The following is a 22,082-nucleotide window of genomic DNA, read 5'->3' on the forward strand; positions in this document are numbered from 1 at the left end:
TATGTTTGAAAAAATACGAAGTGATATGAATCCACATCAGGCTTACCGTATCAAAAAATTACAACGTCAATTAGACATGGCTGAATCTTATGAAGAATGGAAGTCTTTTGCATTAAAACTGGATGAAGAAACAGGTGCACAAGAGTGGAAGTTTGATAATAGTTCGCCTTACTTCGATGCCGAGCTCATTTCTTATCGTTACACTTTACTGAAAAGATATCGTCAGCAACACCGTACTCTGGATTTGATTTATCTTTTAAAAGAAGGGCTAACCTACGATATTGCAAATATTGGTCATCCTATGTTGTTTGCTGCCACACATGTAGGCACAAAAAAATTAATTGAAGATTATATTGAAGAAGTCAGTCAAAGCTTGGCTTATATTGCATCTAGTGAATGTATTACGTTTCAAAGAAAAGAAAAAATCGAGTTTTTTGAAAATTGTGAAAAAGCTTATGGTCAGCCTGCTCTTATGTTTTCGGGTGGTGCAACTTTAGGTCTCTTTCATACTGGTGTATGTAAAGCTCTAATTGAACAAGATTTAATGCCTAAGGTACTGTCAGGCTCAAGTGCGGGCGCTATTATGACTGGTATGTTGGGAATTTCTGCCAGTGAAGATATTCAAAATTTGTTAAATGGCGAGCAATTTTTTAGTGATGCGTTTCACTTTAGAAAACTTCGTGAACTTATAAAAGGGAATGGTGGTATTGCAGATGTCCACTATTTAAAAAAATTCCTCATTGAAAATTTGGGCGATCTTACTTTTGAAGAAGCATTCAAAAAATCAGGTTTGAATATTAATGTCGCTGTTGCGCCGTACGATGCAACAGAAAATCCTCGGATTATGAATGCAATTATGACACCCAATGTTTTAGTTTGGAGTGCTGTGTTGGCTTCTTGTGCTGTACCAGTTTTATTTCCGCCTGTGCGTTTAACCAGTAAGCGTTATGATGGTGAACATACGCCGTATATGGCAAACACTAAATGGGTAGATGGCAGTGTGCGTAGTGACTTCCCACAAGAAAGAATGGCAAGGCTTTATAATTTAAATTACACCATTGCTAGTCAAGTGAATCCGCATGTTGTGCCATTTATGCAAGATGATGCACACCGTTTCCGTAAGGATGTTTTAAGTTGGCCAGAACGTATTTTAAGACGCCAAGGTAAAGTGCTTTCGATGGGAATAATGGATTTTACCCGTCAAAGATTAGGAGCCATTTCTCCAGTAAGGAGATTGCTTGATCACGGATATGGTGTAGTAGGGCAGCGATATTATGGAGATGTTAATATTATTGCCAAATATAGCTTAAAACATTATGCCTATACGTTACAAAACCCTCGTCCACATTTATTTAAACGATTACAGCGAGAAGGTGAGCGTGCGACTTGGCCGAAAATATCTTCTATAGAAACTCATGCGCGTATTGGTAAAACAATTCAGCATTGTTTAGAAGTTTTACGTTTTGAAGAAAAGAAACAACAGCCAGAGTCTTATTATGCTGAAGCATGATTTTGCTTCTCATATAGAACACTTAAAATGCGTAACGAAACCTAAAAGTTCAGCTTTAGGAAGGCATCTATGGACATGTTCTATAGATGCTCATCAATATTGGCTAAAATATCAAGTGCCGCATGTACATGCTCAAGGTGAGCAAGATTTTTTGCATGAATTGCAATTTTATGAAGATATTCAGCATAAAAATATAAATTGGATTTTGCCATTTAAAATAGTTGATGCTGACATTATTTCCCCACTACAACTGCTTAAAGGGAAAGTATTAATTTTGCCAGGCACCGATTGCTGGTTTGATGAGTTAGATCAAAAGCAAAATTTAAAAGATATTCATGAGATGATCTATACAGCGCTTATGGCTTTAGCAGAACTTCATGAGCTAGCGTGGATTCATGGCGATATTAAAAAAGAACACTTTCGAAAGTTTGAGCAAAGACTTTATTTAATCGATTTTGAAAAAGCACGGCTTATAACTACTCCTGATTCAAACATTGATGCTACACCACGGTATATGGCACCTGAACTGTTCCATGGAACTAGGAAGAATATACAAAGCGATTTATATGCTTTTGGAGTTGTTTTATATGAATGGCTAAGTCAAATACGTTTACAAGCAAACACTTATCATGACTGGGCTGTATTGCATTGCCAAAACTTAAACATTCAATTACCAGATTCATTTCAAATTTTTTACCCGTTACTGGTGGGGTTATTGCAAAAACAGCAGAAAAATCGATTTTCAAATGCATTTGAAGCAATCAATTGTTTAAATGCTCTCTCAAACTTATAAAAATCATTGATCTAGTATCTGTATACAATTTACACGGTCAGTTTTTTTTAGAAAAAAAACACTTGTCACTGTTAGATCTTATCGCTAATATACACAGCCATCGGGGGCGTGGCGAAATTGGTAGACGCACTGGATTTAGGTTCCAGCGCCGCAAGGTGTAAGAGTTCGAGTCTCTTCGCCCCCACCACTTTAAGTTAAGACTTAAAGTTGATTTGAATGTTAAATCATTTAAATCTTGGAAGAGGATTGGTGTAATGGTAGCATGACGGTCTCCAAAACCGTTCGTCAAGGTTCGAATCCTTGATCCTCTGCCACATTTATTTTAAATAAATGTCCCAGATGGGGGCGTGGCGAAATTGGTAGACGCACTGGATTTAGGTTCCAGCGCCGCAAGGTGTAAGAGTTCGAGTCTCTTCGCCCCCACCATTGAAAAAAGCAAGACGATGATCTTGCTTTTTTTATGATTAAATCTAAAGGGTTTAATTATGCATATAGAGGATTGGTGTAATGGTAGCATGACGGTCTCCAAAACCGTTCGTCAAGGTTCGAATCCTTGATCCTCTGCCAAGATTCAAAAAGCTCCTGTTACGGGAGCTTTTTTTGTCTCGTATATTTTCTAATTAAATTTTCTTAAAAATTATTACTTATATTAAATAAAATTTAATTTCATACAGACTAATCTGTATAAAGTATTTTTACTTTGTTAATGTTTTGTTAAAATATGATTAATTAAAGTAAATTTTGATTTGATTTATATGTTGAACTATAAAAAATTTAATAAAAGCGTCTTATTCATCTGCTTATCGCTAATGGGGGGCTTAAGTTATGCTGCGGACTCAGGTGATCCGATTGGCCAGAGAATTCAGGCTGACCAAACCATTCGACAACAACAGCGTGACACTGCATTAGAAAAACAAATTCAGCCGAATGTAAACGTAAATCTAGGGCAAGAACAAAATAAGATTTCAGCTCAGCAATTACAATATTTACGTTCTAACAGTGAAACCCCTTGTTTTGAAATTAAGAAAATACTTTTAGAAAGTGAAGAAGCCCATCAATTCATATCAGATTTTAATGTTATTACGACTGGCAAGAACAATATTATTGGAAGATGTTTAGGGGTAAATGGACTAAACCAAGCCCTTGATCTTGTACAAAATAAAATTATAGCAAACGGTTATGTAACCACACGAGTTTTGCTTCCTCAACAAAATATTGCATCTGGTAGTGTGCGTGTTCGTGTTATTCCGGGACGAGTGGATCAGATTAAGTTTGCTGAGGGTACTTCTAAACGTGCACATTTATGGAATGCTTTACCAATGAAGTCTGGTGAGCTGTTAAATATTCGTGATATGGAACAAGGTTTAGAAAACTTTAAACGAGTGCCAACGGTTGAAGTTGACTTTAAAATCCAGCCAGCAGAACAAAAAAAAGAACCAGGCTATAGTGATGTGGTTTTGGCTTGGCAACAGGCTAAACCTTATCGCTTACATATAGGGGTTGATGATTCAGGGAGTGAGGCGACAGGAAAATATCAAGGTACAGCGACTTTATCACTTGATCATGTGCTGACTTTAAATGATCTGTTTTATGTCAGCTATAACCATGATTTAGGCGGTGGAAACTCTGGTAAACATGGTACTGATGGCTTTTATGCAAGCTATACCATTCCATTTGATTATTGGCTATTTTCAACCAGTTATAGTCGCTCTAATTACTTGCAAACAGTCGCTGGAAGTAGTGAAACTTATCAATATAGCGGTAAAAGTGAACTCATTAATGCAGATTTAACTCGGGTGATTTATCGAGATGCGCACCGGAAAACAACTTTAGGTTTTGGGGGGTGGTATCGTGAATCACAAAACTATATTAATGATGTAGAAGTTGAAGTACAACGCCGTAAAACTGCGGGTTGGAAAGCAACTCTTGATCATATCGAATATTTTTCTAATGCTACTTTAAGCGGCAATCTGACTTATAAACGTGGTACAGGTTGGTTGAATGCGATGAGAGCACCAGAAGAAGACTTTGGTGAAGCTTATACGCGTGTGGGGATTTTACAAGCCAATGCCAGTTTACAAGTTCCTTTTAAAGTAGGTCAGCAAAATCTGCAATATCTAGCTGAATGGCGTACTCAACACAGCAATCAACCTTTAACTCCTCAAGACAGATTTTCAATTGGAAACCGTTATACCGTAAGAGGTTTTGATGGTGAGCAAACTTTATTGGCCGATAATGGATTTCTAGTTCGCAATGAACTGAGTGGCTCAATCATGAATAAACCCCACTCTTGGTACGCAGGTATCGATTACGGAGAGGTTGGTGGAAAAACTGCATATTATCCGAATCCTTTACCAGGCACGAGTTTATTAGGTGCAGTTATTGGGTTGCGTGGTCAAATTGCTCCCTTGCGTTTGAATTATGACACCTTTGTCGGAGCGCCGTTGAAAAAACCAGATCACTTCGAAACAGATGATTACACGACTGGATTTAGCGTGAACTGGACTTATTAATACATCCTCTCCCAATTACATATTTATTTGATTACATAAAAAATTTAGTGAGACTTTAAAGTGAATAAGAATCGTTATCGTATTATTTTTAGCCATGCTCGTGGGATGTTTATTGCTGTTGCCGAGATTGTAAAAAGCAAAACCAAGCAAGCAGGTCAAAGTCAGGGGGTATCTGGAACTGATTCGACGACAGTCTCGGTTCTACCTATTCATTATAAGAAGTTAAATCCACTCAACTTTGCTGTGATTGGCTGTTTGGGAGCATTGGTGATTAGCTTGCCAATGAGCAGTGTGGCTGAAACCCAGATTAGTGCAGATAAAGGCGCGCCAACATCGCAGCAGCCAACAATTTTAAATAGTGCAAATGGGACGACTCAGGTCAACATTCAGACACCAAGCGCTGGTGGTGTTTCACGTAATACTTATACTCAGTTTGATGTTGGGCAAGAAGGCGCTATTTTAAATAACTCACGAAATAACACCCAAACTCAATTAGGAGGCTGGGTGCAAGGTAACCCATGGCTTGCAAAAGGCGAAGCCAAAGTTATTTTGAATGAAGTGAATAGTAATAATCCAAGTCAACTCAAAGGCTATATTGAAGTTGCCGGAAAACAAGCACAAGTTGTTATTGCGAATCCATCTGGTTTGATCTGTGATGGCTGTGGTGTGATTAATGCAGATCGCTTTACTTTAACTACGGGTCAAGCGGTGATGAATCAAGGTTATCTTGAATCATTCCGTGTCCGCAAGGGGCAGGTCACGATTGAAGGTAAAGGCTTAAACGGAAGTTTAACCCCTTATACAGATATTTATGCGCGTGCTTTAAAAGTCAACGCTGGCCTATATGCAAATGAACTCAATATGGTACTTGGACAAAATGATATTCAAGTCAAAGACCAAGTAGCTCTTCAAATCACGGCAACAACAGGACCGACAACCACGCCTCCGCCAAACTTTGCTTTAGATGTAGGCCAACTCGGTGGCATGTATGCTGGAAAAATTTTTTTAGTTGGAACAGAGCAAGGGCTAGGTGTACGTAACGCAGGTACGATAAATAGTACTCAAGGGACTCTGACGCTAAATGCAAATGGTGATTTGGTCAATAATGGTAACTTGATCGCGAATAAAGATCAGGTACAGCTAAAAGCTCAAAATATTCAAAATACAGGTAATGTAAGTAGCGCAACTTCACAAATTTCTATTGAAAGTCAAAGTCTAGATAACTCCGGTTTAATCAGTAGTGCTGATGAGTTACGTCTTAATCAACAAAATAGTTTAAGTAATAGTGGCACATTGAATGCTGCTCGCCTTGTTATTGATGCGGGTAGTCTAAAAAATAGTGGTTCTATCGAACAAACAGGTTTGCAAGGACTTGATTTAAAGTCAGGTTCAATGACAAACCTTGGTGGTAAAATTGGAGTTGCCAAGAGTAATACGAGTGGTGGTACAGCTGGAAATAGCTCTGGTAATACAGGTAGTACGGTAATAGTTCCAAGGGCTCCTGTTGATTCGGCAAAGGATGGAGGAAGTCTGGGGGTTGTTTCTCCAATAGATACCACTCCAAAAACTTATGATATTGGCTTCATTCATGTTTCGGGTGTATTGGGTAATGATCAGGGAACGATCATTGCCCATGGCGGTGTTGATGTCGAGAGTCAAAATGGTTTGGATAACCAAGGTGGGCAACTGAATTTAGGTACCGTCACCATTAAAGGCAGCAACTTCAATAATGATCTAGGCCAATTGAATGTTAAACAGGCCGATATTCAAACGCTAGATTTTACCAACCAACAAGGTCAGTTCGCATCGAGTAGCACACTAAAAATTCAAAGTCAGAATGCTTATAACCAAAGTGGTAAGATCCAGTCAATTGGGCAGCTTGATTTAGCTATAGGCAGTGAATTAAATAACAATAAGGGCTACATTGCTAGTAGTGACAATGTTCAGGTAAGTGCAGGCGATTTAAGCAATCAGTTTGGTGTGATTTATTCAGAAAACCAATCTGTAAATATCAAAGCCAACCAAGCGATTGATAATACAGAGGGGTTTATACAGGCAAAAACTGATTTAAATTTAAATAGCCAAGCGCTGAATAATACATCTGGGCACATCATAGGCAATCAAATTCAACAACAACATGGCACTGTCAATAATAGCCAAGGAGCTATTATTGCCAAGCAAAATTTAAACAGTACTGCCCAGCAATTTGACAATGATCAAGGGCAATTACAAGCAACAACTGTTCAGTTGCAACATGATCAGCTTAAAAATACCGGTGGTATTTATGCAGATAAGGATTTAACGGTTACAGGAAAAGATATTCAAAATTCTGGTTCTTTTGCGGCTGGGGAGAATGTAAAAATCACAAGCTCAGCATTAGAACATGCACAGAATGGTTTAATTGCCGCTGGCCTAGATCGTGAAGGTAAATTAGCTGATACAGGTATGCTTACGATCAATGTGGATCGAGCTGATTTACATGGTCAAACATTCGCAGGTGGCAATATACAGGTGGATGCAACTAGAACGATTAATGCAGCACAGGGACAATTACAATCGAAGACGATTGCACTGAACGCGGGTACTGATATTTCAACTCAGGCAGCGACAGTTGTTGCTCAAGATCAACTCAAACTGACCAGCCAGAATCTGATCAATAATCAGCAAGGACAGTTAAATAGTCAGGATATTATTCTTTCTGCTCAACAACTAGATAATAGCCAAGGGAAAATTCAGCATACTGGAAATAACGAATTTACTCTGAACTTTGTAAATGGTCTAAATAATAAATCAGGTGAAATTAGTAGTAATGCAGTTTTAATGCAGTTAAATACTTCTATTCTAAACAATGAAGCAGGCCAAATTATTCACTCTGGAAATCAGCAATTGAATATCAATAGTAATCAATTGCAGGGAGTCCAAGGTAAGATTCTGAGTAATGGACAATTAGTGTTAGCTACAGAGCAAGCTATACTAGATGGTGCTATTACATCAGCAGATCAAATTAATATTACCGCGTATAACTTGAGCCACCAAAAAGGGCAAATGATCCAACGCGGAACATTAAAACCGCTTACATTAGCCATTACAGATCAAATCAATAACCAGTTAGGATTTATTCAAAGTCCAATGGCACTTTATATTACAGCAGGTAGCTTAAATAATCAGGGCGGTCAGTTAAGTTCTGCAGCGGATCATGATCTACAGCTTGATGTGGCGGGTTTACTCGATAACAGCCAATCAGGTCAAATTTATGCAGGTATGAACAATAATATTCATGCTGGTTCTATCAATAACAGTATGGCTGGGCAAATCTCTGCACAAAATGCATTAACCTTGACCAGTTTGGGGCTCATCAATAACCAGTCTGGAAAAATCGTTGCCAATGCCGATGTTGGTATTCGGTCAGAAGGACTGGATAACACCAGTGGTCAGATTGGTTCGGTACAGGCTGGATTAACACTAGATGTTGGTAAAGGGAAACTTACGAACCAGTCGGGTTCTTTACAGGCAGATAAAAATATTGAGATCAAGGCCGATCAATTAAAAACTCAAGCAGGTTTAATCAGTGCTCAAGGCATAATCCAGGCACAGATCAATCAGGATATTGATAACAGTTCAGGACAGATTGTTGCCAACAAGTCAGTCTTACTCAGCAGTCAGGGTTTAAATAATAATCAGGGTGTTATCGCGAGTATTCAAGATGAATTAAATATCAATGCGGGTCGTTTGGCTTTGACTAACCAGGCAGGTTTATTGCAATCCGGTCGTAATATGAACCTGATTACAAGAGGGATTGATAACAGCTCGGGTACGATTGACTCGGCAGGCCGATTGCAGATGAGTGGGCCAATCCAGACAGGCCAATCCACCCTATCTTCTACCACCCCTTGGTTGATGAATACCGCTGGTATCATTAAAATGGGGACAGACTTTCATTTGGATGCCAGCCAGTTTGATAACCGTGGTGGTACATTACAAACTCGTGATGGCTATGACTTAAGCTTAAATATTACAGGTCAGTTAGATAACAGTCAGGGTGGTCAGCTACAGAGTGGTCATGATTTAATGATTGCTAGTGGTTCCATGAACAATGAGCATGGGCATTTGTCTGCACAAGGTCTGGCAAGTGTAAAAGCTGACCATGGTCTTGATAATACTGCGGGAAGTATTATTGCAAATGCTGATGTCAATGTGAGTAATCAAGGACTCAACCGTACCAGTACGATCAATGATCAGGGAACGATCGGAAGTGTTCAGGGACAACTCACGGTAGATGCTGGACAAGGTTTGTTAAGCAACCAGCATGGTACTTTACAGGCAGCAACCCGCTTAGATCTCAATGCTGCTGATATTGATAGTACATCGGGTTCTATCCAGGCACAGGATGATATACAGATCATCAGCGCGACAGCCCTGAATAACCAGAGTGGTCACATTGTTACTACCGCTGGAAGCATTATTGCAACAGCGAACAGTTTAGATAATCAAGCAGGTCTCATTCTGAGTAATCCGCAACATGACATTACGCTTACTGTTTCGGACCTTCTTGATAATCGTCAGCAAGGACAGATTAATTCTGGTCACCGTATTGGGATATCTGCTGGACAACTCAATAACAATAGTGGACAAATCACTGCACAAAGTACGGCAAATTTAAATATTAATCAGGATATCAACAATAACAACGGCAGTATTGTTGCTTATGATGATGTCACCACCACGAGTGTGGGTGTGAATAACGATGCAGGTAAAATTTCAAGTGCAAAAGGTCTATTGAGTATCGATGCTGGCACAGGTGTCTTAAGCTCTCAAGTAGGAACATTACAAGCTGGCACCAATTTGACTGCAGCAGCAGCGAGTATCAATAACACTGCTCAGGGTTTGATAAGTGCATTGAATGCTGTGACCTTAACTAGCACAGGTCTGATTAACAACGATACGGGAAGTATCATTGCCAACCATGATGTCAATTTGACGAGCCAAGGTCTGAGTAATCATGCGGGTGAAATTGGTAGTATCACTGGTGTACTCAATGCCAATGCAGGCAATGCTGCCCTGAGTAATCAGTCTGGTCGCATACAAGCGGCAACTGCCATTGCTTTAACAGCAGTAGGGATTGATAACACTGCTGGTAATATCAGCTCACAAGGCACCGCAACTGTAGATAGTCGTCAGATCATCACGAACCAAAGTGGTCGCCTGATTGCTCACGACAATTTAAATGTGAGCAGCGAAGGTTTGAATAACAATATGGGTCAAATCGGCAGTGCCAACGGCTTATTGAATCTCAACACGGGCAATGGAGCTTTATCGAGTCGAAGCGGTAAATTACAAGCTGCAACCGCGGCTACTGTCATTGCCCATGATATCGATAACACATCGGGCCTTATTGATGCACAGGGTAATGTGCTATTAACTAGTCAAACTGGGTTGGTCAACCAAGGTGGTCAAATTGAGTCGGCAACAGGTACGATCAATGCATCTGCTGTAACGCTGAACAATCAGGCAGGCTTGATCCAGACGAATCCTGACAACGATATTCATCTAAACATCGTGGGGATGCTGGACAATGGTCAAAAGGGGCAGATTCTCAGTGGTGCCAATGCACTGTTGCAATCGGGTCAACTGAATAACAGTACGGGACAAATCAGTGCGCAACGGACTGCAACAGTAAAAACCGCTCAGGATATCAATAATACTGCAGGCAACATTGTCGCTAATGGGGATGTCAACCTGACGAGTCAGGGCCTGAATAATAATCAGGGGATGATTGGTAGTGCTCAGGGTTTACTTGTGATTGAGGCTGGTCGTGACATCTTAAGTAGCCAAGGTGGACATTTACAATCTGCTAAGACGCTAAACTTGTCTGCAAACAGTATTGATAATACTGCTGGCTCAATTGAGGCTGTTGGGGATATTTCATTATCGAGCCAAAAGGCATTGATTAATCAGACCGGTCAAATTGCAAGCACAGCAGGCAATATAAAAGTCATAGCGAGTGATTTAAATAATCAGACAGGTCGCATTCAAAGCAATTCCGGTTTTGACGTGGGGTTATCTGTTTCTAATTTACTGGATAACAGCCAGACGGGTATGATCGGTAGTGGAAATACACTGACCATCAATAGCGGTGTAATCAATAACCAGTCTGGCAGTATCACCGCACAAAATAGTGCAAGCATATATGCTGCTCAAAGCATTGATAATAGAGCAGGGGTTATTGCAGCGAATCATGACATCACGATGAATAGTCAGGGACTCAGCAATGATGCTGTAGATCGTTCTGGGAAAATGGTTGCAGGACAAATCAGTAGTGTTCAGGGTTTACTTGACATTGATGCAGGACAAGGGAGTCTATCCAATCAGGGCGGACAATTACTGGCAGGTACTGATCTGACGCTACGTAGTGGTTCATTGAATAATGAACAGGGTCGTATGTCAGCACAGAATAAGTTGACCATTACCAGTATTGGACTGATCAATAACCATACTGGGCATATGATTGCCAACCACGATGTTCATTTACAAAGTCAAGGATTAAATAATAGCCAGAGTGGACAAATTGCCAGTCTGCAAGGGCAAGTGTGGTTAGATGCGGGTACAGGATTGCTCAATAACAATCAAAGTGGACTCATTCAAGCGACCATGGATAGCATACTTCATGCCGCTGGTATAGATAACTCAGCTGGTGGGCAGATTAAAACCCAAGGTGCTTTAAATATTCAAAGTAGCCAATTGGTAAATAATCGCGCCGGACAAATCACTGCGAATCATGATGTTCAGGTGAGCAGCCAAGGGCTAGATAATGCACAGCAAGGTTTAGTTGGGAGTGTCAGTGGTGCATTGAATATTGATGCTGGCCAAGGTTTGTTAAATAACCAGCAAGGTGGTCAGCTTTTGGCGGCAACAACAGCTGATTTAAAAGCTGCGGATATTGATAACTCGAATGCTGGCATCATCAATGCACACAACGATATTCAGATTCAAAGTTTGGGTGAAATAAACAACCAGAATAAGGGACAAATTGTATCTGGTGCAGGTGATATCAGTGTTATAGCCAACCAGTTCGGTAATCAGGGGGGGGTGATACAAACCTATCCAGATCATGATATCTATTTGAATGTAAAGGGGATGTTGGATAACAGTGCATTCAATCGAACCGCAGGGCAAATAAATAGTGGACACTCGCTCAGTATCAGCAGTAACTCAATCAATAATCAGTTTGGCAGCATGGCTTCGCAGGATACATTGAGCTTGACCACTGCACAACGTATTGATAACACTGCGGGTCATATTGCTGCTGGAAACACCGTTAATATTCATAGCAATGGTTTAATCAATGATGCTGCTGTGGATACAGAAGGTCATCTTGTGGCTGGGCAGATCGGCAGTGTTCATGATGCATTAAGCATTGATGCCGGACAAGATAGCTTGAGCAATCGGGGTGGTAAACTTTTGGCTGCCACCACTGTCCAGTTAAATGCACTGAATATCGACAATTCGAATGCCGGTAAAATCAATGCTCAAAATGACATTACGATACAAACTCAAGGTACGCTCGGTAATCAGAATCATGGGCAAATCGTATCAGCAACAGGCAATATCAATGCTACAGCCAATGGTTTGAATAACCAACAGGGATTGATTGAAACCTATCTAAACCATGATATTGATCTGACCCTGAAGGATACTCTGGATAACAGCCAGTCAGGTACGATTAGTAGTGGCAATCGCCTCAATATATCTAGTGGTTCAGTGGACAATCACCTTGGTACTCTTCTTGCCCAAGAGATGGCAAGCATACAAACCAAACAAGGCATTAATAATACTGCAGGCAAAATTACTGCCAATCAGGATATTGGCATCAACGGCACTGGTTTGATCAATGACTCAGGTCTCATCGGTAGTGCCAGTGGACAGCTACAGGTCGATGCTGGATCGGGCAGTTTGACTAACCATGCTGGTCAGCTATTATCGGCTGGCAATATGGATTTGCATGCAGCAGGAATTGATAACTCGGGACAAGGTGAAATCAACACACAGGCTCAGTTAAATATCAACAGTGATCAAGTGCTAAGCAACAGCGACGCAGGTCAGATTATTGCCAAACAGGACCTGAGTATTCACTCAGACGGGCTGGATAATTACAATGCTGGGCGAATTGGTAGCCAACAAGGCATGCTGAACCTCAATATAGGGACAGGCCTGCTCAACAATAGCCAGCAAGGTCTATTACAAGCCGCAACTGATCTGAATATTGAGTCGGGGAGTATTGATAATAGTCATACCCTCAGTGCTGCTCAGTCTAACGGGATCAAAGCTGGTGGAAAACTGCAACTCATTAGTCAGCAGAGCTTAAACAACCAGCAGGGCGCAATTGTTGCAGGGAAAACCCTGTCCATACATAGCACTGAAGTGAACAATAATCAGGGGTTAATGAATAGTCTGGATGACTTAGGCATTGTCACAAGTGGCGCACTAACGAATCAGCATGGACAGCTTCAGTCAGCTACAAACTTAAGTATAGAGAGTGAATCACTTAATAATGACCATGGTGATCTCAGTGCACAAAATACCTTGGCTGTTTCGATCAACCAAGAGATTAATAATGTTGGTGGACATATTGCAGCATTCAATGATGTGAACCTTCACAGCAATGGACTTAATAACAATGCCGTGAGCAATGCTGCTGGCAGTATGGATGTCTCTCAAATTGGTAGTGTTTATAGCAATCTCAATATTGATGCAGGTCGTGGTGCTCTAACTAATCAGGGCAGCTCTCTGCAAGCAGGTCGCAGTATTCAGCTCAGTGCCGATGGTATTGATAGCTCAAATGGTGGGTATATTCATGCTGCTCAAAACATTGAGCTAAATAGTCAACACCGTCTGAATAACGATTACGGACAAATTGTTGCGGACAGCGGTAGTATTTATAGCCAATCGTCTGACCTCAGCAACTTAGGTGGTATTATTCTGACCCAAGGCTTAAATAATAGCGTATCACCAGACATTGTACTCAAACAAAGCGGGATATTGGATAATCGCCAGAATGGACAAATCAGCAGTTCAAATCAGCTCAATATCAGCAGTGGCTCAATTCAGAATGACCATGGTGATATTCATAGTAAAAATACTGCCACCTTAAATACAGTTCAAAAGATTGATAATACAGCAGGGAAGATCGCTGCAATTAACAATGTCACGGTCAATAGTAATGGTTTGATTAATGATACTGGTCACATTGGGAGTGTAAATGGTGACTTAAATGTCGATGCCGGATCAGGTGTATTGTCTAATCAGCGTGGTGATTTGCAATCAGGCCAGAATGCAAGCATTGCAGCGACAGGTATTGATAACCAAACAGGCCATATATTTGCCAATCAGGCGCTATCAATAGACAGCCGTGGTCAGGCATTACAAAACCAGCAAGGTCAAATCAATGGAACGGGTGTTCAGCTTTCTTCTGGTGCATTAGATAATGGACAGAGTGGCTTAATTCAATCGGGTGCTCTGTTGAGCATTAATACGCATGGTCAAGCCTTGAACAACCAAAATAGCGGTGACACCGGTGGGATACTCAGTCGTGGTGATTTAACCCTAAATCAAATCAGTCAGCTGGATAATACGTCAGGTTATATCGCAAGTGGCAATGACCTAAATGGTAATGTAGATCAAGTCCTGAACAGTCATGGACAACTGATTGCTGCACATGATTTAAATCTACAAAGCAATGGTGCCTCTGGCAGTATGTTGTTAAATGATCAGTCCGGACAAGTCAATGCTGGACATGATATCAGCGTACATTTTGACAGTATCAACAATCAAGGCGGTCATCTGGTTGCAGCGAATCAACTGAATTTGACCAGCAATGTACTCGATAACCAGAATACCAATAACAATTTAGGTACACAGGGTATAGATGCAACGACGGTTAATCTCAATGTAAACAGCTTAAATAACCAGTCTGGTGCAATTCGTGCCAATGATCGTGCAGTGCTTAATATTGTTCAGCAATTGAATAACAATCAAGGCAGTATCAGTGGGCAGAACCTGTTGAGTGTGGTCGGCAGTACTACAAGTGGTGGTTTGGTCGTCACCAACAGTCAAGGTTTACTAAGTGCAGGAAAGCAGCTTGACTTAAGCAGTCAATCTTTAAGTAGTGATGGTCGAATCTTAAGTTTGGGAGATACGACGCTCAACTTGGGAAGCAGTTATACACAAACGGCAGATAACAGTAGTCAACTACAAGCCAATGGTCATTTAACGCTGAATACGACTGGGGATATTAACAATGATGGCGTGATTCAGGCGGGCCAGACATTAAGCTTGAATGCAGCCAATATCAACAACGGTTTAAATAACAGCACTGCACGACTGGAAAGTTATGACACACAATTAAGCGCACAACAACAGATTAATAATCAGGGACTGATTAATGGTGAATTGACTACTTTACGTGCCAATACGGTAAATAATACGGGAACAGGACGAATTTATGGCACGAGTTTAGCGATAGGTGCCAATACCTTAAATAATGCGCCGAATAGCAGTGGCGTTGCTCCGGTGATTGCCTCTCGTGGTGATATGTTGTTAGGGGTACAAACCCTCAACAACATGGAAAACCCGACAGACCAAAATAAGGGCATGCAGGGTACAAATAACGGTGCACAGATCATTTCAATGGGTGATATGCACATTGGCGGAGCATTGGATAGCAACCGACAAGTGACGGGGCAAGCCAGCACGTTGAACAACCGTAGCGCAACCATCAATGTGGACGGTAATTTGCGACTGGATGTCGATCAGGTGAATAACCAAAATCTGTATGTGAATACCGAGATTCGCAGCAGTGCACCAGAACAGATCGACTATTGGGATATGAAGGCCAATAATCCGAGTTGGATGTGGTTGAACGGTCGATATAATCCAGGTGCGGACAGCTTAATTACCGATGTCATGTATGCACAGATGGCAGCACAATTGAGCCATTTAAGTGGTACGACCACAGCAGTGAGTAGTAATCTTGAATCAACTTCAAGTTCATTACCGCAGTTTAGTAGTCGAAATGGTAATGGCTCGCTAGAAGACTATCTCGCACAATCTGAAGGGAAATTTTTTATTGTCAGTAATTATGCTGATAGTTCAAGAGGCCAGATGACCAAAGGTTATCTGGTGTTGAATGGAAAACTCTATACTACAGATACCTACGACCATACCTACGGTACACAAACCGTAACGGCACCTTATGTAACCAATTCAGCAGCTGGTGTGATCAGTGTTGGAGGGAACTTGAGCTTTAGCGGTGCGATCAATAATGACAAGAGTCAGATTTTAGTCGGGGGAACGCTGCTGGGTGACCAAGGTCAAAGCATTGCTAACTTAGGAATGAGTGTTGATCAGGTGACCCGTATTTCAGGACAAGTTGATCACTATGTTGGTTATTATGGTGGAAGTGGACATGACCATATTGGTATACAGGATAGTACCACCAATATTCCGACCAAGACCACGCCTCTTGAGCTGTTCTCATCTGCGCCTATTACGGGACATCAGCAAGTTATTCGTCTTAATCCGAGCATTGATGCACGTAATACGGACAAAATTGGGACAGGTATTGCAACGGCAACAGGTACAGACGGTCGAAGTAAAGATCAGCAAAGCTTAAATAATAGCACTACAGTCCATGGGACGACGGCACAAGGTGGTGAGGCGACTCAAGTTGAAGCGATTAAAAATAGTAGTCAACAGGGCTTAAATATACATGCTGCAGAGGGTGTCGGGAATCGTACAGGGGCAATTGATCAGGCTACTGTGGGTGCTGGAAATACAGCGATCGATACAATCCGTAACAGCAATACCGCGCTCAAGGTTGATACCGCCACTACAGTGGCAAAACAACAGGTCAGTATTGGGCAAACTGGTCAGGTGAGTGGTTCAACCGCAGTGAGTGGTGTTCAAGTGACTGACTCCGGCATTACGATTGTGTCTTTGGCTGGGCCAGAACATGGCAGTGCAGGTCCTCTGGACACGTTGAAGGTTCAAACGAGTAATATCGGTGGTTCAGGGCTAGATGGTGAGGTCAAGAACAGTACGACTGTAAATCAAGCAAGTATGCTGACCGGTGAGCAAGCGCAGCAAGCACAAGCGAATGCGACGAATAGCAGTGTAGCGACAGGTACTAAAGCGGTCACAGCACCAAGTTATGAAATTCGGACCATCAATACAGATGGACAAAAAATATCAAATAGTGCCTTGTATCGAATTAATCCAGATAGCCGTTCAGGTTATATCATTGAAACGGATCCGGACTTTAGCCAGTACCGTCAGTGGTTATCGTCGGACTATATGTTAAATGCATTAGGGCTTGACCCGGCTTTTCAACAAAAACGTCTTGGGGATGGTTACTATGAACAACGTCAGGTACAAGACCAGATTGCCAAGTTGACCGGCTCACGATATTTGGTGGGTTATCATAGCGATGAAGAACAATATAAAGCCCTGCTTGATGCAGGTGTGACCTTTGCCCAGCAATATAGTTTACGTCCAGGAGTAGCTTTAACGGCTGCGCAAATGGCCGAGTTGACCAGTGATATCGTTTGGTTGGTTGAAAAAGAAGTCACTTTAACCAATGGCACGACGACCAGAGCCTTGGTCCCACAAGTCTATGTGCGGGCAAAAGCAGGAGATTTACTTGGAGATGGCAGCTTAATTGCAGCCAATGATATCCAGTTAAAGCTCAAAGGCAATGTGTTGAATGAAGCCACCATTGCAGGGCGACATGCATTACAAATCAGTGCTGAGCAAATCGATAACATCGGTGGTCGCATTGAGGGTAATCAGGTGGCTTTAACCACGCAAAAAGACTTGAATAATATTGGGGGCACACTCAAAGCCGGCAGTGCCATGGCGTTAAATGTCGGGGGCAACTTTAACCATGTCAGCACCAGTAGCACCTCGATTAGTGGCAATCCTGTGTTTGGGCAGGGTGGAATGAATGGAATCAGTGGCAATTACACAAGCCAGACCAGTATTGACCGAATTGCAGGACTTTATGTTGGAGATGGTACAGGCCCGATTGACCCAAATAATGTCAGTTTAGTGATGAATGTTGGCGGGAAAAGCACCCTAACTGCAGCAAAAATAGAAAACCGCAATGGTGCCAGTCTCATTCAAATTCAGGGAAATGTTGAACTCGGCACTATTAAAGTCGGACAACAACATGACAATGGTGTGTCTGGTTCGGGCCGTTACAGCAGTGGCTCAAGTCAGGAGATTGGCAGTAGTATCACAAGTGTCGGCAATACTGTGATTACTGGAAATAACATTCATGGTACAGCGGTCAAGCTGGGCAGCCAGCAAGGTGATGTTGCACTTCTGGCAGAGCACAACCTGACTCTGGGCGATGGGCGTAGTCTCAATGAAGAACACTACACGACTGGTAATAAAAAGAATGGCAGCAGCCATGATGCCAATACCAGCTCTTCACAAGCGAGTCAGATCAATGCAGGACAAAACCTGATCTTGCATAGTGCGCATGGAGATATTAACACCACAAACCTTCAAGGACAGGCGGAGAATATCATCCAGATCCATGCCGATGAAGGTAATGTTCATTTGACTTCAGCTATTAATGAACAAAGTGGGCAAGACAGTAGCCATAAAACCAGCTGGATTAAAAGTAGTAGTAGTCAAAGCGGTTATGTTCACCAACAAGTGGCACAAAGCCAACTGAGAGCTAGTAACAATATTGATATTAATGCCAAGAAGGATATCTCCCTACAAGCGATTGATGCCGACGCAGGAAAAAGTATTTATGTAGGCAATACCTTGATGCAAAGACAAGCAGATGGAACATTAAAATCTGCTGATGGATCATTGATGCCTAAAAATGTGACTTTATCTACTTTAGAGACTCATGATCAACAGTGGGAAGAGCAACGAAAAGGATATCGTGGTATAGCTAAAGAACTAGTCAAAGGACTAGCGATTGGTTTACCAGGATTACAGGCAGCAGCCCCTGGTTTGGACTTGCAAAAAAAACTGACTGTGGGTGAATCAAATAGTCATAGAACTGAGGAGACTCATCAAGCAGGCACAAGTTTAAGTGCAGAAAATATTGCAGTTGGTTCATCGGGTCAAACGACTTTAACTAGTGCAGATTTGACTGCGAAGAATGTGGCATTATCAGGTCAAAAAGTGACGTTAAATGCTGCTGAAGAACAAAGTATTGAAAGTAGTAGTCATACTATTGAAACCATTGAAGGTTTAGGTGTAAAGCTAAATAAAGATAGTATACGTTTAGGTGGTTTTGTTTCCGAAAAAGATAAAAATACTTTAACTACGACTGAAACTACTCATAAAGCAGGGACTATTAATACTGATAACCTGAGTATTAAAGGGACAGAAGGAGTAGATGTTTTAGGACAGAATATTAAGGCAACAGGCGATACCACGATAGACCATGGTCGAGGAGAACTTAATATTGGTGGTTATGAAAATAAAACCACTACAGAAGAAAAAACAAAAAATGAAAAAATAAGTACAGAAGTCGGCGTAAGGAATGCTTATTTAGATGCTGCTCTTGCAGTGGTTGCAGTTAAAGATGCTGCATCGGCATTGAAAGATGCCAAGAATGCATATAGCCAAGCTCAGCGAGATTATGCAGCAGGTAAACTCACCAAAGAAGCATTAGATGATAGTAAAGCTAATGTTGCGATGGCTACAGCAAATTTAGCGAGCGCACAAATTGCAGTGGGTGCTTCAGCCGCCGCGGCAGCTGCCAGTTCCGCGACTTATGGTTTTACCATTGGTGCGAATGGTGAACATATAGAAACAACAACAACAACGACTACGACTCAGGGACAATGGCAAGGTAGTAATTTAGATCTGAATAATCTGACACTTAAATCAGAAGACCAAAATGCCAACATTCAGGGCAGTCGTTTAAGTGCTACGGGCACAACGATCTTCAACGGTACCAAAGATCTGAATATAACGGCGGGTATAGAACATAGTTCACGAGAAAGCAGCAGTAAAACTAATAATCAAAGTATTAGTTATAGTTCAGGTGGTAGTGGAAGTGCTTCAATTGGCAAACAAACCAGTCAATCACAAAGTGAAAGCCTCACCCATGTGAACAGTGAGGTTGCATTAAACCGTACAGAAGGTCAGTTGAATAAACTTAATATTCAGGGCGGTGAAGTTTCCATTGCAGACCGGGGTAATTTGCAGTTCAATCAAATACTTGTAGAAAGCTTACAAGATACGGCGAAAAGTAGTAACAGTAGTAAAGGCGGCAGTATTGGAGCTGGTTTTGGTTCAAGTGGTATCAGTAATGTTAGTGCCAGTTATAACCAAAGCAAAGGTAGTAGTGACAGTGCGTGGGTCAATAACACAAGTAAGCTAATTATCGGTGATAAAGACCACGATGCAAACCTTGATGCAATGGGAGTTAAACAGGTTACGAATATTGGTGGTGTGATTGCAAATGCGACTAAGAATGCAGATGGCACCCTGACTGACCATAAAGACCTGAATTATAGCGGTGCGTTAGAGCTCAAAGACCTTCAAGACCATAACTATAACAGTAGCCGTGGATTTAATGTTTCGACCACAATTGGTAAAACCACTCAAGAGAAAGACGGTGAGAAAGGCAAATATCCGAATGGTAGTACGACGCTTGGCTTACAAAGCAATGGACAGGAAACAGAGCAGTTAACCAAAGCCACGATGGGGCTTGGTACGGTTAAAAACACAACTGAACTGACCAATCGAGACATTAACACTACTCAAGAGATTACCCGCGATCAAACTACAGGAATGTTAAATGGCAGTGTCACGGTTGATCATCGTTTACTGAGTGAAAGTGGAAGAGCGGAGATTGTTCAGCAGCAGAAAGATTTGCCAGAAAATTTACGTCAAAGTGCTGAAAATGTTATTAAAGCATTGCCTGAAAGTGAATATAAAAGTCAAGTTTTACAGACATTAAATAATGTTCAAGCGAAGCTTTATAAAATGCCAACGCAGTATAAAGATTCTGGTACTTTAGGCAGTGAGGTTGTTTTAGGACTAATCAAACAAGGGGTAGAGCCACAAACAATTAATAAGTTGTTTGATGACAAAGCAGCGGGAATGACCACAGTTTTAGAAAACTTAAATGATCTGAACAACAAAATAGATCACTTGAAACAGCAAGGTCTAAGTATAAATGACATTTTAGGAACAGATAGGAACCAGTCACCGACTGCGAATGATGAAATTACCTTTAATGACTATAAGGTTGAGATACAAAATCAATCAACAATTGGGATGAAACTATTACAAGAGATTAATTTCATAGGTAATAGTATTGAAGAGATTAGTAAGGATACAGGAGTTGATTTAGAAACTGTGCAATTAGCGGTTGGCTTAATGATTTCGGGACCTGTACGTTTAGTCGTTGGTTCAGCACAATCTTTAGGAATGGACGCATTAGCAGGACCATATAAGAAAAAGGGAATAGATGTATTAGCAACAGCCTTTACAGCATCAGCACATTCAACGAGTACAGATGTTGTAGAGAAAATGATCAATCCACAATATGCCAAAGAAGTGCCTGAAGCTGAACGGGATAATTATGAGTCATTATCAAATGAATTAAGTAGCAGTAAGCAGGGCGCTGAGTATTTAATTAATGCAGCTGCAGGAATTATTGTTGGTGGTATTGGTAAAGATATTGCTAAGAAGGGTGAAAATGGAAATATTAGTTCTACGAATAATATTAATGAAGAAATATCAGCTTTAAATCGGATAAAAGAGAATGATAAGGGTACTGACTTATCAAACAAGTCATCAGATTCTATTATCAATCAACAAGCGAGTAAACGTGTTGATGAAGTAACTGCACCTATTGATTTTGATGGGCATATTTTGAATGTTGAAATTAGTAAAAGAGGGAAATTAACCGGAGGACATAGCATTGCGAATGGCAAAGTAAATATTGTATCAAAGAGTGCTCCAAATGCTCAGGGTGTTTATGAAGCAAAAATTAGTGTCTCTGATCCAAAGAATCCTAATAAATTTTTAACGAAAAATTCAACAATGTTTCCAGATAGCTGGAGTGCAGATAGGGTTAAAGTAGAGGTTGATGCTGCTTATAAGAACAAGTCTATTGTAACTAACTCTAGGGGAGAACGTATGTGGGAAGGAATTACGCCAAGTGGAGTTAAAGTTACTGGTTATTTAGAACCTAATACAACAGTTTATCCATTAATGAAATAAAAGG

Annotated in this window: 4 protein-coding genes and 4 tRNA genes; all 8 read left to right on the plus strand. The window is 41.1% G+C overall.

Going from position 1 to position 22,082, the window contains the following annotated elements; genetic code table 11:
- Position 1: 1 nt before the first annotated feature.
- The 8 genes from F984_RS06190 to F984_RS23000 all read left to right on the plus strand — a co-directional run bounded on the left by F984_RS06190 (position 2) and on the right by F984_RS23000 (position 22,078).
- Positions 2-1,510 carry a DUF3336 domain-containing protein gene (locus F984_RS06190; RefSeq protein WP_002049303.1) on the plus strand — a complete coding sequence of 503 codons (1,509 nt, stop codon included), beginning with the start codon at positions 2-4 and terminating at the stop codon, positions 1,508-1,510.
- Positions 1,497-2,303 (plus strand): protein kinase domain-containing protein, encoded by an 807-nt coding sequence (locus F984_RS06195; protein ID WP_004707899.1) that lies wholly within the window; start codon positions 1,497-1,499, stop codon positions 2,301-2,303. The genes F984_RS06190 and F984_RS06195 overlap by 14 nt, the downstream gene beginning before the upstream one ends.
- Positions 2,304-2,405: 102 nt before the next feature.
- Positions 2,406-2,490, plus strand: a tRNA-Leu gene (locus F984_RS06200).
- A gap of 53 nt (positions 2,491-2,543) precedes the next feature.
- A tRNA-Trp gene (locus tag F984_RS06205) sits at positions 2,544-2,617 on the plus strand.
- Positions 2,618-2,644: 27 nt separating this feature from the next.
- Positions 2,645-2,729 (plus strand) — tRNA-Leu (locus F984_RS06210).
- A gap of 67 nt (positions 2,730-2,796) precedes the next feature.
- A tRNA-Trp gene (locus tag F984_RS06215) sits at positions 2,797-2,870 on the plus strand.
- Positions 2,871-3,058: 188 nt separating this feature from the next.
- Positions 3,059-4,816 (plus strand): ShlB/FhaC/HecB family hemolysin secretion/activation protein, encoded by a 1,758-nt coding sequence (locus F984_RS06220; RefSeq protein WP_025469283.1) that lies wholly within the window; start codon positions 3,059-3,061, stop codon positions 4,814-4,816.
- Positions 4,817-4,876: 60 nt separating this feature from the next.
- Complete coding sequence (locus F984_RS23000; RefSeq protein ID WP_004707903.1) at positions 4,877-22,078, plus strand: filamentous hemagglutinin N-terminal domain-containing protein; 17,202 nt, start codon at positions 4,877-4,879, stop codon at positions 22,076-22,078.
- Positions 22,079-22,082 lie beyond the last annotated feature (4 nt).

It is taken from the genome of Acinetobacter nosocomialis NIPH 2119, assembly GCF_000368085.1.
GTDB lineage: Bacteria > Pseudomonadota > Gammaproteobacteria > Pseudomonadales > Moraxellaceae > Acinetobacter > Acinetobacter nosocomialis.

Bases quoted from the DNA above. Each gene is read 5' to 3' on its own strand.
- F984_RS06195 (WP_004707899.1), top strand. From the start codon at position 1,497: ATGCTGAAGCATGATTTTGCTTCTCATATAGAACACTTAAAATGCGTA.
- F984_RS06220 (WP_025469283.1), top strand. From the start codon at position 3,059: ATGTTGAACTATAAAAAATTTAATAAAAGCGTCTTATTCATCTGCTTA.
- F984_RS06190 (WP_002049303.1), top strand. From the start codon at position 2: ATGTTTGAAAAAATACGAAGTGATATGAATCCACATCAGGCTTACCGT.